Below are 24558 nucleotides of genomic sequence, written 5' to 3' on the forward strand. Positions count from 1 at the left end.
CCTGGTGCGACCGCGCTTATGGGGCGGAGAGGAGACATGGTCCAGGTCCAAGAGCGAGAGCAGATCGAGCCCGTAGCCCCGCGACTACCCTCTCCCCCCGCCGCACCGGCGCAGCCCACGCTCTGGCGGTCGTGGATGCCGTACGTCCTGATCGTGGGCGTCGCGTTCGCGCTGCGAATGTGGGACCTCGGCTCCCGCGCGATGCACCACGACGAGAGCCTCCACGCGCTGTACGGCTGGTACTTGTACGTCGGGCGTGGGTACGTTCACGACCCCATGATGCATGGGCCGTTCCTCTTCCACCTGACCGCGCTGATGTACCTGCTGTTCGGGGACAGCGAGGTCAGCTTCCGCTTCTCCTTCGTGCTCCTGGGAACGGCGGCGATCGCGCTGACGTACTTCCTGCGCCACGAGCTGGGCCGCGTCGGGTCCGTTGCAGCGGCCCTGATGCTGGCGTTCGGACCGGTGTTCATGTACTTCTCGCGGTTCGGCCACAACGAGTCCCTCCTCCTCTTTCAGGAGCTGCTGGTGGTCGTCGGCCTGTTTGGCTGGCTCCGGACGCGCAGGGCGGCCTATCTGTATGCGGCCGCCATTGCGTACGGCTTGATGTTCTCGACGAAGATGACGTCGCTGATGTTTGGCTTCATCGTCGCCGCCTTCGTCGCCGCCGCCATCGGTTATGAGACCTGGCGCAAGGGCGAGGAGCAGCCCGTCCTCACGGCTGTTCGCGATGTCGGGTGGTCTCGCCTCGTGGTGTGCGTCGCCATCGTGCTGGGGATCTCGGTGGTCCTCTACACCACCTTTTTCACCAACCTGGAGGGGCTCTGCACGGCGTTTTGGTCCCCGTCCATCGGCTCTTGCGCGGGGAAGCAGGGGATGCTCCAGTACTGGCTGGCGCAGCAGGGTGTGGCGCGCGGCTCCCAGCCCTGGTTCTACTATCTGCTGCTCATTCCGCTTTATGCCATCGTCCCGCTCACGCTCTCCCTTGCCGCGCCCTTCCTCGCGCCGCGTCCGCGCTCGCACATCTTCTGGTTCACGGCGTGGTGGGCGCTCGCGTCGATCCTCCTGTACTCGTACGCGGCGGAGAAGATGCCGTGGCTGGTGGTGCACCCGACGACACCGCTGGTGCTGCTGGGAGCCCTCACCGTCGAGGGCGTCGCGCGCCACTTCCGACGGCCCTGGGGGCTGACGCCACGACAGTGGTCCCTTGTCGGGCTGGCAGTCCTCGCGGTTGCCGCCCTCATCGCCCTGGCGAGCGCTGGCGCGGGGCCCGCCGCGTCGGCGCTGGCGGCGCAGTCCGCCGCCTTGCGCAAGATCCCGCTCCTCCTCATTCTCGCCGCGCTCCTCGCGTCGGCGCTCGCTGTCGCCTTCCGTCTCACGACGCGACAGGCGCTCGGCGCCCTCGGCGCAGGGGCACTCGCGATCCTCGTCGTCTATTCGCTCCACACCGCGTGGCAGGTCACGTACAAGAACGGCGACATCCCAGTCGAGATGTTGGTGTACGTCCAAAGCTCGCCCGACGTGCCCTACATTGCACGGGAGGTCGAGCGGCTCGGAAACGAGACAGGGCTTCGGAAGGACCTCCCGATCCTCCTGGACGGCGGCTACACCGAGAACGTTGGCGGCCAGAACGTCGAACACGAGGCCGTTTCTTGGCCCTTCGAATGGTATTTCCGCAACTACACGGCGAAGACGTACTATTCGAAGACCCTCCCGGGCGACTTCTCGACCGGGAAGTACGCGGCCCTCCTGGTGATGGGGACGAACCTCGACCCGATTCGCGATCAGCTCTCCGGATACACCGGGCACAAGATGCGGCTGAACTGGTGGTATCCAGAGGACTACAAGCAGCTCACGTGGAGCACCATCCCGCAAACGCTCCTGGACCCGCAGGAGCGCCTCAAGCTGCTGAAGTACATCCTGTATCGCGAGCTGATGAACCCGCCGCTCGGCGCGCGCGAGATGTGGTTCTACGAGCGCAACGATCTCATCGGCGGCGGCGCCGGAGCTGCCCCGTCCGAGGCGGCCGCCAGCGTGCCCCCAGGTCGACCGAACGCGGCGGTGCCCGAGGTGGGTAGCGTGCGCGTGATCGGCTCCATGGGCCGACCCGGCGGCGTCGCGGCGCTCCGCGAGCCAAAGGGGGTCGCGACGGGTCCGGACGGCAAGATCTATGTGGCCGACGCCGGCTCATCGACCGTCACGGTGTTCAATCCAGACGGCACGGTCGCCGGGACGTGGGGAACTCGGGGTGATGGCGATGGGCAATTCAACGAGCCGTGGGGGATCGCCGTCGCGCCGGACGGTTCGGTATTCGTCGCGGATACATGGAACCACCGAATTCAGAAGTTCGACGCGAGCGGCCGGTTCCTCCTGAAGTGGGGAACCGGGCAGATCGGCTCCGAGCCATCCCGGTTCTACGGGCCGCGCGATATCGCGATCACGCCGTCGGGACAGGTCCTGGTCACGGACACCGGAAACAAACGCATCCAGGTCTTCGACCAAAACGGCGTGTACTACCGCTCCTTCGGCACAGAGGGCGCAGGACTCGGGCAGTTCCGCGAGCCGGTTGGGATCGCCGTCGACGCGCAGGGCAAGGTCTACGTGGCCGACACGTGGAACGAGCGAATCCAGGTCTTCGACGCGACGTTCCAGCCTCTTGGCCAGTATGCCGTGAGCGGGTGGAGCAGTCAGACGCTCACCAATAAGCCATATCTCGCGGTTTCGTCCGACGGCACCGTGTACGCGACCAGGCCCGACGACCACTCCATCGTGCGCGTGCAGGACGGGCTCGTGGGCGAACTGGCGCTCCCCGCCGGTACGCAGCTCCGCCAGCCCGTTGGCATCAAGCTGGACCGCGACGGGCACCTCCTTGCGAGCGACTCGCAGAGTGGCACCATCGTCGAGCTGGACGTCGGCGCGGGTGCGGACGCCGAATCATCGGACGCGTCCGGCCAATGACGCGGCGCAGGAACTCGTGAGCGCCGGGAGGATCCTACGCCCGGTCATCGGCATTGGGATCAGCGTCGCCTGCCTCGCGCTCCTCGCGCGCTCCGTGCCCCTTGGCGACGTGGTGAGCAGCCTGCGGTCCGCGAACCTGCTGCTTCTCATCCCGGCCGTTCCCCTGTACTTCCTGGGGACGGCGGTCCGGAGCCTTCGATGGCAGCGGCTCATGCGGGGCTACCCGGTCGCGTTTCCCGATCTCTTCCGCGCGCTCGTCATCGGCCTCACCTTGAACGATCTGCTCCCCGGCCGGCTCGGCGAAGTGGCGAGGATCTTTCTGGTCGCGCGCCACGGCGTGCCGGTCGGCACCTCCCTGGCCGCCATCGTCGTGGAGCGCGTACTGGACGGAATCGCCCTCACGGTGCTGCTCGTCGTCGGAATTCTGCTCTCCGGGGCAGGCGACCCCATGCGAAATGTGGCGGCGGCCTCGGCGGTGCTCTTCGCGGTGGTCACCATCGCGCTCCTTTGGGCCGGGTCCGTCCCGGGTCCATCTCGATGGGTCGGGATTCGCGTCATCCGCCTTTTCCCGGAGCGGTTTCACGGGCCGCTGGAGCGCGCCATGGAGACCGCGCTCAGCGGTCTCGGGGCGATCGCGAACCCCACGACCGGACTCGTGGTCCTCGGGCTGTCGCTCGTCGCGTGGGTGATCGAGGCCGGCATGTATCGCGTCATCATGGCCGGCTTTGCGCTGCCGGGCTCGATGGCCGTGAGCATGATGGGGGCGGCCGTGGCCAACCTCGCCACCCTCGTTCCGTCGTCCCCTGGCTACGTGGGAACATTCGACGTGGCGCTGAAGGAGCTGCTGGTGGATGTCGTCCGAGCAACGCCGCCGGACGCGGTCGGCTTTACCCTTACCGTTCATCTGGTGTTGATCGTTCCTGTCGTTGTGGCCGGACTCTTCTTTCTCTGGCAGGAGAACATCAGCATCCCGGAGATCACGCGGCGGCCACGGCGGGCGACAGAGCCGCCGGTTGCTGGCCGCTGAGAGGTGTTGCTATAGTCGCCTCGAGCCTCCTATCTCCTCCGGAAGCGCTGCCGTCGGCAACCAAGGGGTAGCTTGTGGCAAGGATTACCGTGGTGGGCGCGGGATATGTGGGGCTCGTGACGAGCGCCTGTTTCGCTGACCTCGGCAACCGCGTGATCTGCATCGACATCGACGCGGACCGGATCGCGGCACTCCAGCGCGGGCGGATCCCCATCTTCGAGCCAGGGCTCGACGAGATGGTGGAGCGCAACGCATCGGCGCAGCGCCTCGCGTTTACGACCGACTACGGCGCGGGCGTCGCCGGCGCCGAGTTCGTCTTCATCGCTGTTGGCACCCCCAGCGGAGCCGCGGGCGAAGCGGACATGCGATATTCCGAGGCCGCCGCGCGGAGCATTGCGCAATCGGCAACCGGTCCTCTCACCATCGTCAACAAGAGCACCATGCCCATCGGCGCTGGTGACACCATCACGAACATCGTCCGGCAGGAGCTGTCGGAGCCGTATCCCTTCCACGTCGTCTGCAACCCCGAGTTTCTCAGGGAGGGGTCGGCCATCGGCGACTTCTTCAATCCGGATCGCATCGTTCTCGGGGCAAACGACCGGGAGGCCGCGGAGCGCGTCGCGGATCTGTACCGTCCGCTCGGGGCCCCGATGCTGATCACGGACATGCGCACGGCGGAGATGGTCAAATACGCCTCGAACGCCTTTCTCGCGGCGAAGATCTCGTTCATCAATGAGATCGCCGGCATCTGCGAGCGGCTCGGCGCCGACGTCACCCAGGTGGCCCAGGGAATGGGCTACGACCGCCGCATCGGCCGGAGCTTCCTCGACGCGGGCCTCGGCTACGGCGGCTCCTGTTTTCCGAAGGACGTTCGGGCTCTCGAATACATGGCGTCGATCCACGGCTCGCACCCACAGCTTCTCCGTGCCGTGATGGAGATCAACCGCGACGTCCGCCGCTCGGTCATCCAGAAGCTCCGCGGCGTCTTCGGGGGGCTCGACGGCCAGGTCGTGGGGGTTCTCGGGCTCGCGTTCAAGCCCAACACCGACGATCTGCGCGACGCGCCATCCCTCGAGATCGTCCACCTCCTCCAGACCGAGGGAGCGACGGTGCGCGCCTTCGATCCGGCGGCGATGGACCACGCCAAGCGCACCCTGTCCAACGTCTACTTCGCCAGCGACCCGTACGACATGGCCCGCGGATGCGACGCCATCGTCCTGGTGACCGAGTGGAACGAGTTCAAAGAGCTGGACATGGCGCGCGTGGCGGATGTGATGCGCTCGCGAGTGCTCCTGGACGGGCGAAATATCTACGATCCCGACGAGATGGCGCGCCGCGGATTCCGCTACATCGGCATGGGGCGAGAGGATCGACACGCCGATCTTCCGGTGGACCTGCACGTCGGCGACTCCGCCATGAGCCGCACCGGGTAGCTCGGGATGCAGCTCGCGTTCGTGCCACCGGCTGCGAGCCCCATCCGCAGGCAGTACCTCCGCCTGAAAGAGCAGCATCCGGACGCGATCCTGTTTTTCCAGCTCGGGGACTTCTACGAGACCTTCGAGGATGATGCCCGCGTCGTGTCCTCCGTGTGCGATGTGGCGCTCACCTCGCGGGAGATGGGGCGCGGGGAGCGGCTGCCGATGGCCGGCGTGCCGGTCCACGCGGCGGATCCCTACATCGCGCGCCTGGTCGAGCGCGGATACCACATCGCCATCGCCGAGCAGCGCGCGGATGGTCAGGCCGCCACGGCGGCTGCCTCGTCGTCCGGGACCCTCGTCCCGCGGGAGGTGACGCGCGTCATCACGCCGGGCACCCTTGTCGAGAGCGCGCTTCTCACGCCGAGCAAGTCCAACTATCTCGCTGCGATCGTGGTCGGTCACCAGCGAATCGGATTGGCGTACGCGGACATCAGCACGGGCGCCTTCGCGTGCACGGAGATCGACGGACCGGACGCCCCATCCATCGCGCGCGGCGAGCTTGCCCGCCTCCGGCCGGCCGAGTGCCTCGCCGAGGTGACGGAGCCGATCGCGGCGCTCCTCCCCGCCGACACCCCCTGCACCAGCGATCAGATGCTCTTCTCGCGGTCTGGCGCGGAGCGAGCGCTGTGCCAGCATTTCCACGTATCCACCATCGCCGCGTTGGGGCTCGACCGTGATGGCGCTTCGGCGGCGGCGGCGTCCGCGATCCTTCGATACGTCGGCCGTACGCAGCCGCGGGCATTGGCAAGCATCGAGCGCCTCCGAGTCTACGATGCGCGCGGGTTCATGCTCATCGACCCGGCGACGCGCGACCACCTGGAGCTGATTCGCGGCGCGACGGGCCAGCGCGCCGGGTCCCTCCTCGAATCGCTGGACGTGACGCGGACGGCCATGGGCGCCCGATGCCTGGCGCAGTGGATCGGCCATCCCCTGCTGGAGCTTCGCGCCATCGAGGAGCGCCTCGACCTCGTCCAGGGGCTGGCCGAGCTGCGGGAGCTTCGAGCAGAGGTCCGGAACGTCCTCGCCACCGTGCCGGACCTGGAGCGGCTGGCCGGGCGCGCGGCGCAGCGGCTCCTAACTCCTCGGGAAGCTCTGGCCCTGGCGTCCGGCCTCGAGGGCGCGTCCGCGCTGCGCGCAATACTTCGGTCCGAGACAGCGAACGCGGGGGCGCTCGCGCCGGTGACGGATCGAATCGATCCGCCGGCATCCGTCGTCGACGACGTCCGGTCGACCGTGATCGACGACCCGCCCTCGACCTTCGGCGAGGGCGTGATTCGCTCCGGACGGATTCCCGAGCTGGACGAGCTGCGCTCGAGCGCTGCCGATGGTCGACACTGGCTCGTGGAGTTGGAGCGCCGCGAGCGGATGCGGACCGGCCTCAAGAACTTGAAGGTCGGCTACAACCGGGTGTTCGGGTACTACCTCGAAGTCAGCACGTCGACGCTGGGGCAGGAGCTGGACTACTACCGACGGCAGGAGACCGGCGCACGGACTGTGGGCGAGCTGCTGGAGTCACTGGGATACCAGCGGCGTCAGACTCTTGCCTCGGTGGAGCGATTCGTGATCGCCGAGCTGCGCGAGCACGAGGCGAGCCAGGCCCGATCGGCCGCCCGCATGGCCGAGATCGAGCGCGAGGCGATGGAAGCGCTCAACGCGCGCATAGCCCAGGAGGCGGCCCGCCTCCAGTCCACGGCCGTCGCCATCGCCGAGCTGGACGCGCTCGCGTCGCTGGCCCAGATCGCCGACGAGCGCCGGTACGTTCGCCCGACGATTCTCCAGGAGCCGGTGACCGAGATCACCGCGGGTCGGCACCCCGTCGTCGAGCAGGCTCTGGGATGGGACGCGTACATCCCGTCCGACATTCGGATCGGCGCGACGGGGCCGGACCAATCCGGCGGCGCCGAAGCGCCGGCCGTGCTGTTGCTGACGGGGCCGAACATGGCTGGCAAAACGACGTTCGGCAGGATGGTGTTGCTCGTCACGCACATGGGACAGTGCGGCTTCTTCGTTCCCGCCGAGTCTGCGCGCCTCGGGCTCGTCGATCGGATCTACCTGCGCTCGGGCGCGGGAGACGACATCGCGGGCGGGCGGAGCACCTTCATGGTCGAGATGACCGAGACCGCCGCCATTCTGAGGAGCGCGACGCGCCGCAGCCTGATATTCTTCGACGAGGTTGGGCGGGGGACCAGTACGTACGACGGGATGGCGATCGCTCGGGCCATCGTCGAGCAGCTCGCCAATCCCTCCCACGCCTGCCGCACCATCTTCTCAACCCACTATCACGAGCTTGCCGCCCTCGAGCGCGAGGACGGCGTGATCCAAAACGTCCACACCGAGGTCGTGGAATCCCGGGACCGCATCGCCTTCACCTACCGGGTCGTACCGGGGAGCGCCGATCGGAGCTACGGCGTGCACGTCGCGCGGCTCGCCGGGATTCCGGAGCCGATCATCCAGCGCGCGACGGAGGAGCTGGAGCGGCTCGAGCGCGAGGGTGGCGCGACGACACGCGGGAACTCGGCGGCGGGCCCGTGCGCGCCAGCCATCCCGCCCGTCGTCGCCGATCTCACCGAGCTGGATATCGACCACCTGTCGCCGATTCAAGCGCTCACAGCGCTCGCCCAGCTCCGGGACCGCGCGCGGAGCTGGGTCGAGGCCTCGTGTCCCAGTCCCACCAACGCATCCGGGGACTGAGCCGCCCGTCGCACACGCGAATCGACAAGGAGGATCAGATGGCTACAGGAGACGCAGCGCTGGCGACGCCGACGGAAGGCACGCGCTCGCGGGCCGAGTTCGGATCAGACTACATCGTCGAGGTGATTCGCGCCCTGGGGATCGAGTACGCGGCCTTCAATCCCGGCTCAAGCTTTCGTGGCATTCACGATTCCCTGGTGAATTTCGCGGGCCAGCAGCGGCCCGAGATCATCGAGTGCCTCCACGAAGAGATCTCCGTCGCCATCGCCCACGGGTATGCCAAGGCGGCGGGACGCCCCATGGTCGCCATCGCCCACAACGTCGTGGGTCTCCAGCACGCCACCATGGCCATCTTCAATGCATGGGTGGACCGCGTGCCGATCCTGGTCCTCGGGGGGACCGGGCCCGTGGACCCCATGCGGCGAAGGCCGCGCATCGATTGGATCCACACGGCTTTGGTCCAGGGCAACCTCGTACGCGACTTCGTCAAGTGGGATGACCAGCCTCCCAGCCTCGCCGCGTGCGCGGAGTCCCTCACGCGCGCCTATAAGGTTGCGACGACGCAGCCCACCGGACCCGTTTACGTTTGCTTCGACACCGAGCTGCAGGAGATGCGGGTTGAGGGCGAGCTGGTGGTTCCAAACGTCTCCCGGTTCGGCACGCCGACCCCAATCGCGCCCGATCCAGCGTCGCTCGAACGGCTTGCCGACCTGCTCGTCGCCGCCCAGCGGCCCACCATCGTGGCCGACATGGTTGGGCGGGAGCCGGCCGCCGTCCCGGCGCTGGTGGCGCTGGCCGAGGCCCTCGGCGCGCCGATAATCGAGGTCGGGGACCGGTTCTCCGTTCCGACCACGCACCCTCTGGACGCCACGGGCGCCTCAGCCGAGGCGCTCGCCGAGTCCGACCTCGTCCTGCTCCTCGGTGTGCAGGACCCCTATGGCGCCCTCACGCGTGTCGACCGCGTCCGCCGCACGACCGAGTACGTCCAGAGTCGCGAGTGCACGGTGGTCTCCATCGGGGTCAACGACCTCCTCGTGCGAAGCTGGACCGGGGATTTCCAGCGCCAGGTTCCCACCGACATGAACGTGGTGGCCGATACCGCGGTCGCTCTCCCGCTGCTCGATGCGCTGGTCCGCGAGCGGCTCGTGAGCCGCGCGGAGGCCCGCGACCGATTCTCCCAGCGCGGCGCCGCATGGGCTGACCGGAACCGAGCCCGCCGCGCGCAGTGGCGCCAGCAGGCGGCCCAGTCGACGGGGCGGTCCCCCCTGGCGCTCGCGGCGGTCGCCGCAACGGTGTGGGACGTCATCAAAGCCGAGGACTGGTGGCTCGTCAATGGCTCGCTCAACGGCTGGGCGCGCCGCCTCTGGGACTTCCGCGAACCCCACCAGTACCTCGGCGGGAGCGGCGGCGCGGGCCTCGGATATGGGATGGGAGCTGCCATCGGCGCCGCGCTGGCCGCGCGCGGCACGAACCGACTCACCGTCAATCTCCAGGCGGACGGCGACTTCCTCTTCACCCCCAGCGCGCTCTGGACCGCCGCCCACCACCACGTCCCCATGCTGGCCGTTCTCCACAACAACCGGTCCCTCTACAACTCCGAGGAGCATGGGATCCAGATCGCCGAGTACCGAGACCGCGCGGTGGAGAACGCCGGGGTTGGAACGAAGATCACGGACCCGAACGTCGACTTCGCGACGCTGGCCCGCGCCTACGACTGCCACGGCGAGGGCCCCGTCACCGAGCTGTCCGAATTGAGACCAGCCCTGGAGCGCGCCATCCGCGCCGTCAAGGAGCAGGGGAAGACGGCGCTCGTCGATGTCGTGTGCGAGCCGCGGTAGACGACCGTCCCATGTCCATCCGCCAGCTCTCGCCGGACGTCATCGCGCAGATCGCCGCTGGCGAGGTGATCACCCGGGCGGGCGATGCCGTGAAGGAGCTGATCGAGAACGCCGTCGACGCGGTGCTCGCCCGGCCCATCCGGCGCGAGGCCGGCGCTTCGTCCGAGCTGGCTGAGGATTTCGTCCGGGTCGGGCGGATATCGATCGAGATCTGGGATGGCGGCTACACCCGGATTCGAGTCGCGGACGACGGCTGCGGAATAGCCGCCGAGGATCTTCCCGCGGCATTTCGGCGCCACGCAACCAGCAAGATCGAGTCGGCCGATGACCTGGAGCGGCTCGCCACGCTGGGATTTCGCGGGGAGGCGCTCGCCGCCCTGGCCGCGGTCGCCGACGTGGCCATCGTGAGCGCAACGGAGGGCGCGCCGGGCGCGCAGATCGCCGCGAAGGGCGGCGCCGTCGGGTCCGTTGTGCCACAGGCGCGCCGGACGGGGACGAGCGTGACCGTCGATCGCCTCTTCGACCGCGTGCCCGCCCGGCGGAAGTATCAGCGCGCGGCCTCCTCGGAGACCGCCCACATCGGCGCGATCGTGCAGGCATACGCGCTGGCGTACCCCGAAATCGCCTTCGCGCTCGAATGCGACGCGCGCCCGGTGCTTCGGACCTCCGGCTCCGGCGACCTCCGCGACGTCGCCACGGCGCTGTTCGGGCCGGAGGTGGCGCGGAACCTCCTCGTGCTCCGTGGACCGCCCGACGAGCAGACCGGCGACACGGTCGGGCTCAGCGGTCTCATCGGCGCCCCCTCCCTTCACCGCGCGACGCGCAACGGGATCTTTCTCACCGTGAACCGACGCCCGGTCGACAGCCGTAGCCTCACCTACGCCATCGAAGACGGATACGCTACGCAGCTCCCCATCGGGCGCCACCCCGTTGCCCTGGTGGACATCTGTGTCGCCCCGCACGAAGTCGACGCCAACGTGCACCCCACCAAGCGTGAGGTGCGTCTCCTGCGCGATCGACCCATCTTCGGGACGGTCCACCGAGCCGTCCGCGCGACACTCATGGAAGCGGTCGGAATACCAACGCTCGACGTGCGACCAACGTTCGCGGCGACCGCAATGCCGGAGAACCCCCTCGACCCCGCGCCCGCCTCGCTCTTCGGGGCGGGACCGCCGGTCGACCCGAGCGATCCGATCGACCGACCCCGTCTTGGCTCCCTGCGTATCCTCGGGCAGATCGCGCTGACGTACATCATCTGCGAAGGACGAGCCGGCCTCTACCTGGTGGACCAGCACGCCGCCCATGAGCGCGTCCTGCTCGAGCGGCTCGAGCGGGCCTACGCCGATCGGCAGCGCGCGCAGATCCTCCTCGATCCGGTCGTCGTCGATCTGCCACGCGCGCTGCGCGGCGCCGCCGATGAGTACGTCGCCGCGCTCGCTCGGCTGGGCTTCGACGCCGCCCTCTTCGGCGACGGCGCGATCATCGTGCGCTCGGTTCCGAGCGCGCTACGCGCGCGCCAGCTCGATCAGGTGCTCCGTGAGACCCACGAAGCGCTCGACGAGCTTGGGGCCGGGCCCGATTGGCGCGAGCGCCTCGCCCTCCTGCTCTCCTGTAAGACGGCGGTCAAGGCGGGCCAGCGGCTCGAAATGGCCGAAATGCAGGCGCTCCTCAACCAGCTCGACGAAGCAGAGCTGTGCGCGACGTGCTCCCACGGCCGTCCCACGGCGCTCTTGCTCTCGCACGCCCAGCTCGAGCGCGAGTTCGGGCGGCGCTGATCAGGCGCGGACCGCCGCGCAGAGATCCGCGAGGCATCCCGCTTCGATGGCGTCCCGCGCGGCGCGTGCGAGGTTGCAGGCGAACGCGAGATTGTGGATCGCGGCCAGGCGGGGCGCGAGCAGCTCGCCGGCCACGAAGAGATGGTGGAGGTACGCGCGCGTAAAGGTCACGCAGACGGCACAGCCGCAGCCGTCGTGGATGGGTCGAAAGTCGTCGCCGTACGCATCGTCCAACAGCTGGAGCCGCCCGGAGGCTCCGTACACGACCCCCGCTTCCGCCAGCCGCGCCGGCGCGTCAGAGGCGACGATGTCGCACCCGAGGGCGGCGAGGGCCGGTAAGTCGCCCAGCTCGGCCGCCACGATGATGCGAGGCTTGTCGTCGGGCAGCGCCGAGGTGGCGACGCCGACGAGCTCGGCGCGAAGGGGCGTCGGCGCTGATGGGAGGCCGTCGACCGTAAAGCCGTCGAAAGGAAGAGAAGCGACGCCGGCTGCGCTCGCATGGCGCAGGTCCGGGAAGGTCCCGCCGACGGCGCAGCCGAAGAGCCAGACGTCCGAGCGCGTGCGCGCCTCGAGGGCGTCGCGCCCCCACGTGAGGCTTCGGTCCACGGCCGCGCGCGCCCGACTGGGGCTGGCCGCTCCCGACAAGTCAGCGAGGGCGCACATGCCGTCGACGCCGAGCCGCTCCTGATCCACGATCGCGCCCCGGGCCGTGAGGACGCGAGCGGATCCGTCGACGTGAGACACGTACTCCAGGCCGTCCAACCTCACCCGCCGCAGGGGCGGCCGCGCCCGGAGCACGGCGCCTTCCGTGTCCCCAGTGGAGGAGGACCGTGCGGAAATCGACCCAAATATGGCGCGGGCGCCGCTCTCCGCAATCACGATGCCAGACCATCCCTGAAAGCGATGCAGGCCGCCGAGGGACGCCACGACGTCGACGCCGCTGCGCAGCGTGAGATCGTAGAGGCTCACCATCAGGGCTGCGGCGCCCACGCCAGCGATGTCGGTCGGCGTGAGCCGCCGCTCGACGCTGTGCGGGCCCGCCGGCACGAACGCGGGCGTGGCGATCGAACCGTGTCTCCCCGTCAGCACCCCGGTTCGAGCACGGCCGTCGACGGCGTGGATGGCGAACCGCGCTGGGCTCAAGGGCGCAGAAGCCCGGGGGCGATCGATTGACCGTCCGATTTAGCGGATGGTATCGTGACACGTGTCGGGGGAGTGTCGGAACTGGCAGACGAGCGTGACTTAGGATCACGTGCCGAGAGGCGTGCGGGTTCGAGTCCCGCCTTCCCCACCCAGGGCAGGTCGCTTCCCCCCAAGCTGCAGACCTCGCACGTTCGTTCGTCCATCTTGCCCACCGGCGTCCCCATGGTGAAGCGCACCGGCCCGATCTGTCGGCGGATGTGTACACTCCTCGGTAGAGGGGAGTCGTGGAAGACGTCTGGAATGGCCTCCTCGACCACTTCGAGGCCCGGGCCGACTATTTTCGCATCTTCGATCGCTATCGCATGCGCCCCGACTCCTGGCTGCAAGTCGAAGCGCTCGCGACGCTGCTCCCGCTGGCCGGCTCCCGGATCCGCGACCTTCGGCCCGACCATCATGGGTGCGACGTTTGGCTCGCCACAGCTGACGGGGAGTGGTGGCTCATGGTGCAGAGCCTCCTCACCAGCTATGCCGGCGCCGGGCGGGACGCGCGGCCGACCGTCATCTCGGTCGAGCAGGTCGCGCGCGAGATGGATAAGCTCAGTGGGCTCGCCATGCTCTCCGGCGGGCGCGGGGCCCTGCTCCTCGCGGCCTTCCCGTTTGGACCCGAGCCGCGCGAGCGCGATGAGTGGAAGAGCCAGCTCCTTCGATTCGAGGCGAAGGGATTCGCGCTGTCTGGACTCCGGACCGTCTCCCTGCGGCCCGAGCGCGAGTGCCGCATCTACATGTTCGCGTAGGGGCGCCTGGCTGTGGACGGTAGCGGATTCTCCATCTGGGTGCTCTTGGTCCTCGTGGCGCTCTTGTTTGTGGTCCTGTGGGGGTCGCTCGTGTTCCTGCTCGCCTTCGCCACGTGGTTCATCGCGCGCAACAAGCTCCCCGGCGACGAGGAGCGCCCACGGCGAGGCGCCGACGACTGGGACGTGCCGTTGCCGCGCGATCTCCATCCCCCGGACCGATGAAGCCCTTGGGCGGGGCGAAGCGAAGGCGACGCGGTACAATGTGTGTTGATCAGCTTTGAGGAAGGCCCTGCGCCCTGATTGATCGACTTGCGCGCCCGCTGCTGGCCGCGCCCCCTCTCGTGCTCATCGCAGCGATCTTGCTCGCCCTCGGGACCGTCCTGGCCCGGCAGTCGTCCGGTGGCGGGTCATTCGGCGTTAACACGGCGGGAGGGCCGGGGACCCTCGCTAGCGCCGTGATGCCCGACTTCACCCTCTCCCTCGTCGACGGCGCGACGCTGAAGGCGAGCGACCTTGAAGGCAGGCCCGCCGTCCTGAATTTCTGGGCGAGCTGGTGCGTGCCGTGTCAGGAAGAAGCGCCGCTCTTTGCCCGCATGGCGCGCGAGTACGAGGCGGAGAACGTCGCCTTTCTCGGTATCAGCGAGTGGGACACGGAGAGCGACCTCCGCGCGTTTCTGGCGCGATACGGCGTGGGCTACAAGAACGGGGTCGATCTCGGCGGCAAAACGGCGATTGAATTTGGGGTGACGGGAATTCCGGAGACCTTCTTCGTCCGGGCGGATGGAAGCCTCGCAAGCCGATGGATCGGTCCGCTCGACGAGGACCAGCTGCGGAAGCTGGTTCGAGAGATCCAAACGTGAGTCGGCGCCGCGCGTCGCCGTGATCGCGGAGCTGCTCATCGGCATCCTGCGGCTGGCGCACGCCATAACGGCGGCAACGTGGGTGGGAGGTACCCTGACATACGCGCTCGTGCGCTCCAGCGTCGCGCCGCCCGATTCCGCGGCGTGGCGGGGGTTCCGCGAGATCCTCCGCGCGGGGATCGGCGTGTTCGTGGTGACGGGCGTGGTGCTGAGCGTCGAACGGCTCTCGTCCGCGGCGCTACCGCCCATCTATGTTGCGCTGCTGGCCGTCAAGGTCGCGCTGGCCATCTGGATGTTCCGGGAGGCGCGACGCCTGGGCGCGGGGACACAGCCGGCGAGGCCATGGTGGCGCGGGCCCGAGGGTCGCGTCCTCGCCCTCGGCCTCGCGATCTACGGTCTTGCCGTTGCTTTGAAATCCGTGTACGAAGAGACCATTCGGTAGAGCGATTGGACGGAAAGGAACGATGGAGCTGACCGCGGCCGACCTCGGCGTCGCTGCCCTGATTGCCGCGCTGGTCGCGGCGGGCTGTTCTGTGCTGGCTGGCGCCTTGGGAGCGAGATCCGGCGACGAGCTCCTGCTCAGGGCGGCCCGCAACGGCGCCTTCGTTGTCGCTGGCATGATCGCCCTGGCCGCCGGCACGCTGGTCGCGGCGTTTCTCACCCACGATTTCTCCCTCGCCTACGTGGTGGAGCACTCCAGCCGATCGATGCCCGTCCAGTACATCATCGCCTCGTTCTACAGCGGTCAGCAGGGCTCCCTCCTGTACTGGGCGCTGGCGCTGAGCGTCTTCTCGGCCATCGCTATTCGCGCGACCTTCGACCGCCTCCGCCAGATGATCGGCTACGTGATCGCCGTGGCGATGGCGATCGAGGTGTTCTTTCTCTACATCCTGACGTTCGTCTCGAGCCCCTTCGATCGCATGCTGGCAATCCCAGCAGACGGGCGCGGTTTGAACCCCCTCCTCTACGACCAGGGCATGCTCATCCATCCACCCATGCTCCTGCTCGGCTATGCCAGCGTCGGGGTCCCGTACGCGTTCGCCATGGGCGCCCTTCTCGCCGGGCGCACGGACGCGGACTGGATGCGCGCCACGCGTCGGTTCGCCCTGTTCGCGTGGGCGTTCCTGGGCGCGGGCAACCTCCTGGGCGCGTGGTGGGCCTACCACGTGCTCGGCTGGGGCGGATACTGGGGCTGGGACCCGGTCGAGAACTCCGCCATCATGCCGTGGCTCGCCCTCACCGCCTACGTCCACTCCGTGATGGTCCAACAGCGGCGCGGCATGCTGAAGGTGTGGAATATGGCCCTGATCGTCGCCACCTTCTGTCTCGCCGTCCAGGGCACCTTCATCGTCCGGAGCGGCGTCATTTCGTCGGTCCACTCCTTCGCCCAGTCGACGATCGGCCCATATTTCTTCGCCTTCCTAGCCACCGTGGTGATCGGATCGGTGGCGGCGCTTCTGGCGCGCCTCCCATCTCTGCGCGACAGCGAGCAGTTCGAAGGGATCGTGTCGCGGGAGTCGGGCTTTCTCCTGAACAACGTGCTCCTGGTGGGCATCGCGTTCGCCACCTACTGGGGAACGATCTTCCCGGTCCTGTCGGAGGCCGTGCGCGGGACGAAGGCGACCGTCGGCCCGCCCTTCTACCGGCAGGTCAACGGGCCGCTCCTGCTCGGCCTGCTCCTCCTCATGGGGATTGGGCCCCTGCTCCCGTGGCGCAAGGCGACCGCGACCCAGCTCCGCCGGACATTCGTCGTCCCGCTCGCCGTCGCCGGGGTCGCGACGACCGTGATGGCCGTTCTCGGCCTTCGGGAGGTGGCGGCGATCCTCGCGCTGGCGGCCGCGGTCTTTGCCGCCGCCACCGTCGCATCGGAGTACTGGCGTGGAATCCGCGCGCGTATGCGGTCGACGGGCGAATGGTTCCTGCCGGCCGTCCGCCACCTGATCGCGCGGGCCCGACCCCGCTACGGCGGCTACCTCGTTCACCTGGGGATCGCCTTCATCGCGGTCGGCGTGGTCTCCTCCTCGTTCTACCAACAGTCCCGGGACGTGACCCTGCCGGTCGGCGGATCCCTCACCATCGGGCGCTATACGTTGACGTACCAGGGTTTGACCGACCGGACGGTCGGCGACGCGCGGTCCGTCACAGCGCAGCTCGCCCTGTCGGAAGATGGCGGTCCCTCGCGAACCGTCTCCCCCGGGCGCGTCTTCTTTCAAAACTTCAACGATCAGCCGGCGACGCGGGTCGCCATCGAGACGGAGCGCCTGGAGGACCTGTATCTCGTCCTCACCGGCTGGGGAGACGACGGCACCATCAGCCTCGTCGCCATCATCAACCCGATGGTGCCCTTGATCTGGTTTGGCGGGGTCATCCTCCTCGTCGGCGCGTTCGTGAGCCTTTGGCCGGAACGAGCGCCCGCGATCCAGCGCGTGCCCATCGCGAGCCGCGGACGCGCCGGCCAGCCGCTGGGCGTTTCCCCCGCGCCGTCGGCGCCCAGCCAGCCCTTCGGATGAGCGCGACCATCATGCCCCGCGCCAGCGCGTCCGTCGCCGGCTCGCGAGCGACCCAGCGACGACGACCCGCTGGAAACGCTCTTCTCGGCCTCGGGCTCGCGGCCATCGCGCTCCTCATGATTCCGTCCATCGGCCGTGCCGCCTCGGGGGGCGATATGCCGGTCGATGAGCGGGCGCGACAGATCGCGCAAGAGCTCCGGTGCCCGATCTGCGAGGGGCTGTCCGTTGCCGATTCGCCCTCGCAGCTTGCCGTTCAGATGCGGGGGGTGATTCGGGAGAAGCTGGAGAGCGGAGAGAGCAGGGACGAGATCGTCCGGTACTTCGTGCAGCGATACGGCGAGAGCATCTTGATGGAGCCGCCGCGGCGGGGGTTCACCACTGTCGCCTGGGTGGCGCCGTACCTCGCGCTCCTCGCGACGCTGGCCTTTCTCGGGTGGAAGCTTCGTCGCAAGCCAACGCCGGCCTCGCCCCCCGTTCCCGACGACGACCTGGCGCCGTATCTCGAAACCGTGGACGAGACCTACGAGCTGATCCACGACGAGGCGATTCGTTGACCGCGATCGCCGCGATCGTTCTGGTCGCCATCGGCCTTGCCGTCATCAGCCGGCCGCTCTTCGCGCGATCAACGCGCCGTCGGCTCGAAGGGGTCGAGAGCCGACTCGCGGAAGTGGAGGAGCGCTACCGGAGCGCGCTCGCCGACATCCAGGACGCGCAGAACGATTGGGAGATCGGCAACCTCTCCGAAGCCGACTACGCGCGATTCCGATACGACGGGCGGCGGCGCGCCGCGGAGGCGCTGCGCGAGATCGCGGCCTTCACCGAGCGGCGCGCGCACATTCGGCGGGAGGTCGAACGCGAACTGGCCGCCATGGGGCGGCCGACGGGCGTCGCGAGCGCGGTCGTGGACCACGCCAATGGTCGCGTCCCGGCGGCGTCGCCGCGAACGACGGCAGCGTCCCAGCGCGGCGGGATCGTTTACGCCGTCGGCGGAGCGGCGGGCGTCGCGGCGGCCATTGCCGGCATCGTGTTCATTTATGCCCACGCCCGGAGCATCCAGGCCGCCCAGGCGCCGGTCGGCGCGCTCCCGGGCCTGCAGGTTCACGCCGTCGTCACGGACGCGAGGGGCGGCTTCTGGGTCGCGACACAGAACGGGCTCCTCCGAAGCGACGATGGACGGGCCTGGCGTCCTGGCGGGGCCGCGGCGGACATCTCCGGCATCGCGACGCGCGACGGCGCGCCCTGGCTCGCGGTCGGCCGCGACGTGTCGCTCGAGAGCGACGACGGCGGCGCGACATGGGTCGAGATCACGACAGACCTGCCCGATGGAGGGATCGCGGGTGCAGGCAGTGGCATGGACGGCGCATTCGCCTACGTGGCCGGTGCCGGCCTCTATCGCACCGACGACGGAGCACACTGGATGCTCGTCGCCGCTCCCGTGAACGATCCGGTCACTGGCCTTGCAATCCTGCCGGGATCCCAGGGAGGGCAGGCGATCTACCTGGCGGCCGGCCGGTCGGTGATTCGTTCCGGCGACGGCGGGCGCACATGGGCCTCTGCCGCCGGCGCCGTGAACCTCGCCGTGACCGGCGTGGTGCGCGGCGTTAGCGCCGACGCCACCCGGGGCGCGCTCTACGCGGCGTCCTCCGACGGGATCTTCCGGACGACGCGCGACGGGTCGGAATGGGAGAAGCTGCCGTTCCAGGGATCGGTGCGCGCGGTGGCCGGCCGCGGGGATCGACTGGTGGCCATCGACGACGACGGCCACGTGTTCGTTAGCAACAGCGGCGGAGCTGCCTGGACGGCCGACCAGGGATGAGGCGGCTCGTTCGACTCGCGGCGCTGGCCGGTCTCGCCCTCGCCGTCGGCTGGCCCGGAGCGACCGTGATGCGTGCCCAGAGCGCGGATCCGGACGCCGGCGGGCCGGGCGAAGCGTTTAGCGTCGAGGGGCAGGTCGTCAACGGCACAGCGGGCGCGGCGCCGCCAGCGGACCTCCAGATCAAGGTCGTGTCCTTCGCCGACGAAAAGATTCAGGGCTCGTGGGACGCGAGCCTGGGGGACGACGGGCACTTCGTGGCAAGCGGCATCCCAGTCGCGGCGGGCGCGACGTACGTGCTGGCCAGCGACTATGAGGGAGCGACCTACGTCGTCCAGGTGACCCCGCCGGACGGCGGCGGCGCCGTGAGCAAGGACCTCACGGTGTACGAGAGCGTCACGACGGATCCCGGCATCCGATTCGACCAGAGCGCGGTGATCGTGACCGATGTCGACACCGGCAGCCGGGCCATCACGGTCACGGAGCTGCACACCATCGTGAATCCGACCGATCGGACCTTTGCCCCCCAGATGGGCGGGCCGGGCGGCCCCGCGGGGCTGTTGGTCTTTGGCCTGCCGCCCAACTCCTTCGATCTCACGCCCGGCCTGGGGCTCGACCCTTCGCAAATCGTGGAGATCGGCCTGGGATTCGCGTCGCTCACGCCGATCTTTCCCGGCCGGCGGGAGATCTCCTTCAGCTATCGGTTCCCGTACACCAGCAGCCAGGCGGAGTTCCAGCGGACCGTTCGGTATCCCGTGGATACGGTTCGGGTCCTCGCCGAGACCCCGGGCCCGGCGATCGCGAGCCAGCAGCTCGCGGCCGCGGACAACGCCACGATCGGCGGCCACCAGTATCGAATCCTGAGCGGGGGCCCGCTTGGCGTTGGCGACACCCTGCGTTTCACCGTGGACGACTTGCCGGTTCCCGGCGGCATCTTCGCGCGCATCCCGCCGGCCGCCCCGGCCGCCATGGGCGCGCTCGTGGGCGCCGCGGTCATCGCCCTCTACTGGCGGCGGACGCGTCGCGCGCCACCGATCGCAGAGTTGGGCGCCAGCGTCTCGAGCGACGGTGGCCTGGTGGAGCAGCTCGTCGCGCTCGAGGAGGAGCACGCCGCCGGCCGGATCTCGGATGCGGAGTTCAATCGATCGAAGGCGGCGCTGCTGGAGCGTGCCGGCGCTCCGGATCAGTCCTGACCCGAGCGCCGGCGAATGATCCGGCTCGGGAGGACATCCGGACTTTCCGCGCGCCGAGGCACTGGCTGGGCCATGTTCGTCGATGTGGTCGGGGATGGCAGATTCGAACTGCCGACCTCTTGGTCCCAAACCAAGCGCGCTACCAGACTGCGCTAATCCCCGGGCGTCGAAAATTATAGCGACTGCAGGTACCGAACCAGCCTCGCCGCCGCTCGCGCGCGGTGGCTGATCCGGTTCTTTTCCGCCTCGGCCAGCTCGGCCATGGTCCGGCCCAGCCTCGGGATGCGCACGATCGGGTCGAACCCGAACCCGCCCGTGCCGGCCGGCGCCAGGGCGACGACACCCGCGCAGCGCCCCTCGAAGGTTCGCTCCGTTCCATCCTCGTCGATCAGCGCCATGACGCACACGTACCGACAGCGTCGCCGGCGTGGCGGCACCTCCCGCAGCGCCTCCAGCACGCGCGCGTTCTTCTCGGGTCCGTCGGGGAGTCCCAGGTACCGGGCGCTGAAGACGCCCGGCGCTCCGCCCAGCGCGTCGATCTCGAGCCCGGAGTCCTCAGCGATCGTCGGCATACCGGTCGCCGCGAACCACGCGCGGGCCTTCAGAAGCGCATTGTCGGCGTAGGTCGCGCCCGTCTCCTCGACGTCCAGATGCGTCGCGAGGTCCTCGGGCGAGACCAAGCGGCGAGTCGCCACCGACAGGAGCGCCGCGATCTCCCGGATCTTTCCGCTGTTGGTGGTGGCGACGAGGAGCGCCGAATCCGGGCGCGCCGCCACCGCGCCCGGGATGCCGTCCGTCACCATGCCGACGAGGGTGAGGCGACCGCGGGCGAGCTGATGCCGTTGACCGGGGCAGCAATCGAGCCGAGGAAGCGCTCCTCTGTCCGCTGGAGTGTCGTTTCCGGGCTGCGCTGCCCGTATTTCTGCTCCTCGAATCGGCCGATGATGTCGATGACTTCGTCGCCAATGAGGTCCCCGTCCGCCATGAGGCGCTCGACGATCTCGTCCGCGGCCGGCCGGTACTCCGCGAGGAGCAGCTTCACTTTCGTGAACTGATCCTCCAGGAGCTTCTCGATCTCGCGCTTCATCTTGGCGTCGGGTGGCTCGCGGAACGTCGCCACCGAGTAGAGGGACCCGTTCATCCCGTGGATGCCGATGATGCCCATGCCCAGCATCGTCGCCGTCACGAGATCGCTGTTTGCGCCCGTGAACTCGGTCCCCAGATACACCTGCTCCGCCGCTTTGCCAGCGAGGGAGACCTGCACATTGGCCAAGAGCTCGTCGACGCTGTAGCCGTAGATCTCCTCGACCGGCTTGGGTTTCATGTAGCCCAGCGCGCCGCCGTGGCGAATGATCGTGAGCTGCACCAGCCGTTCGCGAGGCATCCGCTTCACCAGCGCGATGGCGTGCCCGGCCTCGTGGTAGGCGATGCGGCGTCGCTCCTCGGCGCGCATACTGCGGATCGGCTGTCGAAGGCCCGTCTCGTACATCTCGGTGGCGAGAAGCAGATCCCGATACTCGATGACGTTGCGGCCGTCGAAGTGGGCGACGACGACGGCCTCGTTGATGACGTACTTGATGGCCACCGGCGTGTAGCCGATCATGTCCATCGCCAGTCGGTCCAGCGGGATGGCCGGATCGTGGGACACCTTGTCCAAGTAGTACTGAATGACGGCCTTCCGCCCGTCGAAGTCCGGGGGATCGATAGAGATCTTCCAGTCAAATCGACCCGGACGGAGAAGCGCCTGGTCGAGCACCTCCGGCAGGTTGGTGGCGCCGATGGTCAACACCGCCGGCCGCTCGGCCGGCCGGGCGCGCAAGCCCATGCGCCGGAGGAGCCGTGCCCGCCAGCTCTCGTCCAGCGGCGGCGGGTCCATCTGCAGGAGCAGCTCGTTGAGCAGGCCTGCGCCGGCGCCGCCGAAGAGGCCCCCAAGCATCCCCGCCGGCGCGCCCGCCATCTGGCTCCCGCGGGAGCCGCCGATGGCGTCGATCTCGTCGATGAAGATGATGCACGCGCCGTATTTGCGCGCGAGCTTCCGCGCCTTTCCATAGAGCATCATCACGCGAACGTTGCCGATGCCGAAGAACATGTTCTGGAAGCTGGGGGCGCTGGCATAGGCAAACGGGACGCCGGCCTCCGTGGCGATGCACTGGGCGAGATACGATTTCCCCGTGCCCGGCGGGCCGACCATGAGCATGCCGCGATGGACTTCACCGCCCATCTGTTTGAACTGCCGCACGCCCCGCAGCAGCGTCACGATCCGCGTCGCCAGCTCCAGCACCTCCGGGTTCCCCTTGTAGTCGTCGAAGCCGACGCCGGTCTCGCCCGGCATTATCCAGTAGACCCGCCCGCGCCCGAGGAACCAGAAGATCGCCGCGAACTGGACGATGACGAAAAGGATCGCGAAGGCGATCTGGAACAACATGAGGAAGAGGTAGAGCACCGGCTCGCGGATCGTGTCCGACAGCGGCGAGAGCAGTACGAGCCAGAACACCCCCGCGATCAGGGCCAGCGTCGCTACAACGCGCAGCCAGAAGCCGACAAATTTTCCGACGCGATCGAGCGCCGCGTCGATCTGGCGATCCAGCTCGTCGCCGCCCTGCTGTGCCAACGTTCTGTTCAACGGACGCTCCTATTCGACGCGGTCAATTTTGCCTTTCGTGTCGAGCGTGAAAACGTAGGGAATGTAGGTGGCATCGCTACTGGATGGATTGGTGCGCGCCACGACGTAGAACTGCATGCTCCCGCTGGGGATCGGGTACCCGCCGATATACTGGACCCGGTCGATGCGGCTTCCAATTTCGCGCACGCGGTCGAGCTGCCGCTGCGTCTCGTCCTGGCTCACCCCGCGCTGCTGCAGATCCTGAATCACGCGGTCGCTGTATGCCTGCCACACGAGCTTGGCGTCGTACGTCTGCTGCCCGCGCAGATACGCCGCCGTCGAGCTTGGCTCATTCTGAGCAACGGGAGCGCTCGAGGATCCCGTGGACGGGACCGAGAGGCTCAGCGACGGCCAGAGATCGAAGCTCGACAGGGCGATGATGCCCGCGATCACGAACAGTGCCAGGGCGATGATTCTGCCCCGGCGTGCGCTCCCCCGGACGGTTCGGGCGGCGATACGCCGGAGGACGCGAACAACTATGGTCATGCTATCCAGCGGTGTGGCGGTTGCACGGATAGGCGTCGAGATCCGTGCGCGCTCTTTGATAGGGTATCCTAGCATTCCCGATCTGGTCAACGTTCGTCTGGTCGTTCGGCCATCCGTCTCCCAGCCCATCGGGCGACTCAAGCGGCTCCAGCGGGACGCGCCGAGGTCGCGCCCGACCTGGACCGACGTCTTGACCCGCGCTCGGGTAACAGTGGGCGTCCCGATCGGAGGAATCCCATGTCGAAGGCGCGCGTAGCGCTGATCTATGGCGGTCGGTCTGGCGAGCACGAGGTGTCCGTCGCGTCCGCGCGCTCGCTGGTGCGGGCCATCGACCCGGATCGCTACACCGTGCTCCCCATCAAGATCGACCACGAGGGATCGTGGCTGCTGTCGGAGCCCGGATCTCCCGCGGCCACGAGCACGCAGCGCGTCCTTCCCAGCGCTGATCCTGGCCGCCGCGGGTTCGTCTGCCTCGCCACCTCGGGCAACCCCGACGGCGACTTCTACGAGATCGACGTCGCCTTCCCCCTCGTCCACGGGACGTACGGCGAGGATGGATGCCTTCAGGGCCTGCTCGAGATGGCCGGCATCCCGTACGTGGGATCGGGTGTGCTCGCCTCCGCGGTGTCGATGGACAAGATCGTGATGAAGTCCGTCTTCCGCGCGGAGGGATTCCCGACGCCACGGTGGATCGCCGTCGATCGGACGGACGCCGAGACCGATCCGTGCCTGCCCGAGCGGATCGCCGAAGAGATCGGCTTCCCTTGCTTCGTGAAACCGAGCAACCTCGGGTCAAGCGTTGGGATCAACAAGGCGCGCGACGAGGACCAACTCGCGGATGCGATCGCGCTCGCAGCGCAGTTCAGCGCCCGCCTCATCGTCGAGCAAGGGCTCGAAGTGCGGGAGATCGAGTGCGGAGTTCTCGGCAACCACGAGCCCAGCGCATCGGTGGTCGGCGAGATCATCCCAGCGCGCGACTTCTACGACTACGAGGCGAAGTATCATGACCAGCGCACCCAGTTCGTGATTCCCGCGTCGCTACCCGAGGCGATCGCGTCGCGGGTGCGTGATCTGGCCGTGCGCGCCTTTCAGGCGATCGGCGGGGCGGGCATGGCGCGCGTCGATTTCTTCCTCGGGCGCGACGACGGCGCCGTTTACTTGAACGAGATCAACACGATACCGGGATTCACCGACATGAGCGTATATCCGCGCCTGTGGAACGCGTCGGGAGTCGCCTATGGGCAGCTCATCGACCGATTGATCTCCCTCGCCTTCGAGCGCCACGCCGATCAAGCCCGCAACCGGACCCGGTACGCCTAGGCGTCGACAA

The 24558-nt window shown here is 68.5% G+C and carries 19 protein-coding genes and 2 tRNA genes; 16 read left to right on the forward strand and 5 right to left on the reverse strand.

Going from position 1 to position 24558, the window contains the following annotated elements; translation table 11 throughout:
• Nucleotides 1-36 precede the first annotated feature (36 nt).
• The 6 genes from VFC51_06435 to mutL all read left to right on the forward strand — a co-directional run bounded on the left by VFC51_06435 (nucleotide 37) and on the right by mutL (nucleotide 11767).
• Entirely contained in the window at nucleotides 37-2958 is a 2922-nt protein-coding gene (locus VFC51_06435) for a flippase activity-associated protein Agl23 (protein ID HZT06651.1), read from the forward strand.
• 16 nt (nucleotides 2959-2974) lie between these two features.
• Nucleotides 2975-3985 (forward strand): lysylphosphatidylglycerol synthase transmembrane domain-containing protein, encoded by a 1011-nt coding sequence (locus VFC51_06440; GenBank protein ID HZT06652.1) that lies wholly within the window; start codon nucleotides 2975-2977, stop codon nucleotides 3983-3985.
• A 74-nt stretch (nucleotides 3986-4059) separates the two neighbouring features.
• The gene (locus VFC51_06445; protein ID HZT06653.1) at nucleotides 4060-5418 is read left to right on the forward strand and encodes a UDP-glucose/GDP-mannose dehydrogenase family protein; all 1359 of its coding nucleotides are present in this window, start codon (nucleotides 4060-4062) and stop codon (nucleotides 5416-5418) included.
• 6 nt (nucleotides 5419-5424) lie between these two features.
• A complete protein-coding gene (gene mutS, locus VFC51_06450; protein HZT06654.1) occupies nucleotides 5425-8154 on the forward strand; it encodes a DNA mismatch repair protein MutS in 2730 nt (909 codons plus the stop codon).
• 38 nt (nucleotides 8155-8192) lie between these two features.
• Complete coding sequence (locus VFC51_06455; GenBank protein HZT06655.1) at nucleotides 8193-9992, forward strand: thiamine pyrophosphate-dependent enzyme; 1800 nt, start codon at nucleotides 8193-8195, stop codon at nucleotides 9990-9992.
• Nucleotides 9993-10003: 11 nt separating this feature from the next.
• Nucleotides 10004-11767 carry a DNA mismatch repair endonuclease MutL gene (gene mutL / locus VFC51_06460; GenBank protein ID HZT06656.1) on the forward strand — a complete coding sequence of 588 codons (1764 nt, stop codon included), beginning with the start codon at nucleotides 10004-10006 and terminating at the stop codon, nucleotides 11765-11767.
• Here mutL and VFC51_06465 read toward each other — a convergent pair whose 3' ends face one another.
• Nucleotides 11768-12910, reverse strand: coding sequence for a tRNA guanosine(34) transglycosylase Tgt (locus VFC51_06465; protein ID HZT06657.1), 1143 nt, complete (start codon nucleotides 12908-12910; stop codon nucleotides 11768-11770). It abuts the gene before it with no gap.
• Between the two features lie 66 nt (nucleotides 12911-12976).
• Here VFC51_06465 and VFC51_06470 point away from each other — a divergent pair.
• The 9 genes from VFC51_06470 (at nucleotide 12977) to VFC51_06510 (ending at nucleotide 20080) form a co-directional block, all read left to right on the forward strand.
• Nucleotides 12977-13058, forward strand: a tRNA-Leu gene (locus tag VFC51_06470).
• Between the two features lie 136 nt (nucleotides 13059-13194).
• A complete protein-coding gene (locus VFC51_06475) occupies nucleotides 13195-13704 on the forward strand; it encodes a hypothetical protein (GenBank protein HZT06658.1) in 510 nt (169 codons plus the stop codon).
• A gap of 12 nt (nucleotides 13705-13716) precedes the next feature.
• On the forward strand, nucleotides 13717-13926 hold the full coding sequence (locus VFC51_06480) for a hypothetical protein (GenBank protein ID HZT06659.1): 210 nt from the start codon (nucleotides 13717-13719) through the stop codon (nucleotides 13924-13926).
• 119 nt (nucleotides 13927-14045) lie between these two features.
• The gene (locus VFC51_06485) at nucleotides 14046-14564 is read left to right on the forward strand and encodes a redoxin domain-containing protein (protein HZT06660.1); all 519 of its coding nucleotides are present in this window, start codon (nucleotides 14046-14048) and stop codon (nucleotides 14562-14564) included.
• A 19-nt stretch (nucleotides 14565-14583) separates the two neighbouring features.
• Nucleotides 14584-15006: a hypothetical protein gene (locus VFC51_06490; GenBank protein ID HZT06661.1), complete on the forward strand. Its 423-nt coding sequence runs from the start codon at nucleotides 14584-14586 to the stop codon at nucleotides 15004-15006.
• A gap of 22 nt (nucleotides 15007-15028) precedes the next feature.
• Nucleotides 15029-17074, forward strand: coding sequence for a heme lyase CcmF/NrfE family subunit (locus VFC51_06495; protein HZT06662.1), 2046 nt, complete (start codon nucleotides 15029-15031; stop codon nucleotides 17072-17074).
• Nucleotides 17071-17628: a cytochrome c-type biogenesis protein CcmH gene (locus VFC51_06500; protein ID HZT06663.1), complete on the forward strand. Its 558-nt coding sequence runs from the start codon at nucleotides 17071-17073 to the stop codon at nucleotides 17626-17628. Before VFC51_06495 ends, VFC51_06500 begins: the two co-directional genes overlap by 4 nt.
• Nucleotides 17625-18890: a hypothetical protein gene (locus VFC51_06505; protein ID HZT06664.1), complete on the forward strand. Its 1266-nt coding sequence runs from the start codon at nucleotides 17625-17627 to the stop codon at nucleotides 18888-18890. Before VFC51_06500 ends, VFC51_06505 begins: the two co-directional genes overlap by 4 nt.
• Complete coding sequence (locus VFC51_06510) at nucleotides 18887-20080, forward strand: hypothetical protein (GenBank protein ID HZT06665.1); 1194 nt, start codon at nucleotides 18887-18889, stop codon at nucleotides 20078-20080. The genes VFC51_06505 and VFC51_06510 overlap by 4 nt, the downstream gene beginning before the upstream one ends.
• An 85-nt stretch (nucleotides 20081-20165) precedes the next feature.
• On the opposite strand, the gene VFC51_06515 is transcribed toward VFC51_06510, so the two are convergent.
• From VFC51_06515 to VFC51_06530, 4 genes are all read right to left on the reverse strand, one after another.
• Nucleotides 20166-20242: transfer RNA gene (locus tag VFC51_06515), tRNA-Pro, on the reverse strand.
• Nucleotides 20243-20253: 11 nt separating this feature from the next.
• Nucleotides 20254-20880: an RdgB/HAM1 family non-canonical purine NTP pyrophosphatase gene (gene rdgB / locus VFC51_06520; protein ID HZT06666.1), complete on the reverse strand. Its 627-nt coding sequence runs from the start codon at nucleotides 20878-20880 to the stop codon at nucleotides 20254-20256.
• A complete protein-coding gene (locus VFC51_06525; protein HZT06667.1) occupies nucleotides 20877-22703 on the reverse strand; it encodes an AAA family ATPase in 1827 nt (608 codons plus the stop codon). The genes rdgB and VFC51_06525 overlap by 4 nt, the downstream gene beginning before the upstream one ends.
• A 9-nt stretch (nucleotides 22704-22712) precedes the next feature.
• Nucleotides 22713-23228, reverse strand: a complete 516-nt coding sequence (locus tag VFC51_06530; protein HZT06668.1) for a hypothetical protein — start codon at nucleotides 23226-23228, stop codon at nucleotides 22713-22715.
• A 237-nt stretch (nucleotides 23229-23465) separates the two neighbouring features.
• Between VFC51_06530 and VFC51_06535 the strand changes: the two genes are divergently transcribed.
• Nucleotides 23466-24548, forward strand: a complete 1083-nt coding sequence (locus VFC51_06535; GenBank protein HZT06669.1) for a D-alanine--D-alanine ligase family protein — start codon at nucleotides 23466-23468, stop codon at nucleotides 24546-24548.
• The last annotated feature ends 10 nt before the right edge of the window (nucleotides 24549-24558 follow it).

The organism is Chloroflexota bacterium (genome assembly GCA_035652535.1).
Taxonomy (GTDB): Bacteria; Chloroflexota; UBA6077; order UBA6077; family SHYK01; genus DASRDP01.

Excerpts from the sequence above, each read along its gene's own strand:
- VFC51_06510 (HZT06665.1), top strand. The coding sequence starts at position 18,887 with ATGAGGCGGCTCGTTCGACTCGCGGCGCTGGCCGGTCTCGCCCTCGCC.
- VFC51_06435 (HZT06651.1), top strand. The coding sequence starts at position 37 with ATGGTCCAGGTCCAAGAGCGAGAGCAGATCGAGCCCGTAGCCCCGCGA.
- VFC51_06495 (HZT06662.1), top strand. The coding sequence starts at position 15,029 with ATGGAGCTGACCGCGGCCGACCTCGGCGTCGCTGCCCTGATTGCCGCG.
- mutS (HZT06654.1), top strand. The coding sequence starts at position 5,425 with ATGCAGCTCGCGTTCGTGCCACCGGCTGCGAGCCCCATCCGCAGGCAG.
- mutL (HZT06656.1), top strand. The coding sequence starts at position 10,004 with ATGTCCATCCGCCAGCTCTCGCCGGACGTCATCGCGCAGATCGCCGCT.
- VFC51_06535 (HZT06669.1), top strand. The coding sequence starts at position 23,466 with ATGTCGAAGGCGCGCGTAGCGCTGATCTATGGCGGTCGGTCTGGCGAG.
- VFC51_06455 (HZT06655.1), top strand. The coding sequence starts at position 8,193 with ATGGCTACAGGAGACGCAGCGCTGGCGACGCCGACGGAAGGCACGCGC.
- VFC51_06530 (HZT06668.1), bottom strand. The coding sequence starts at position 23,228 with ATGACCATAGTTGTTCGCGTCCTCCGGCGTATCGCCGCCCGAACCGTC.
- VFC51_06500 (HZT06663.1), top strand. The coding sequence starts at position 17,071 with ATGAGCGCGACCATCATGCCCCGCGCCAGCGCGTCCGTCGCCGGCTCG.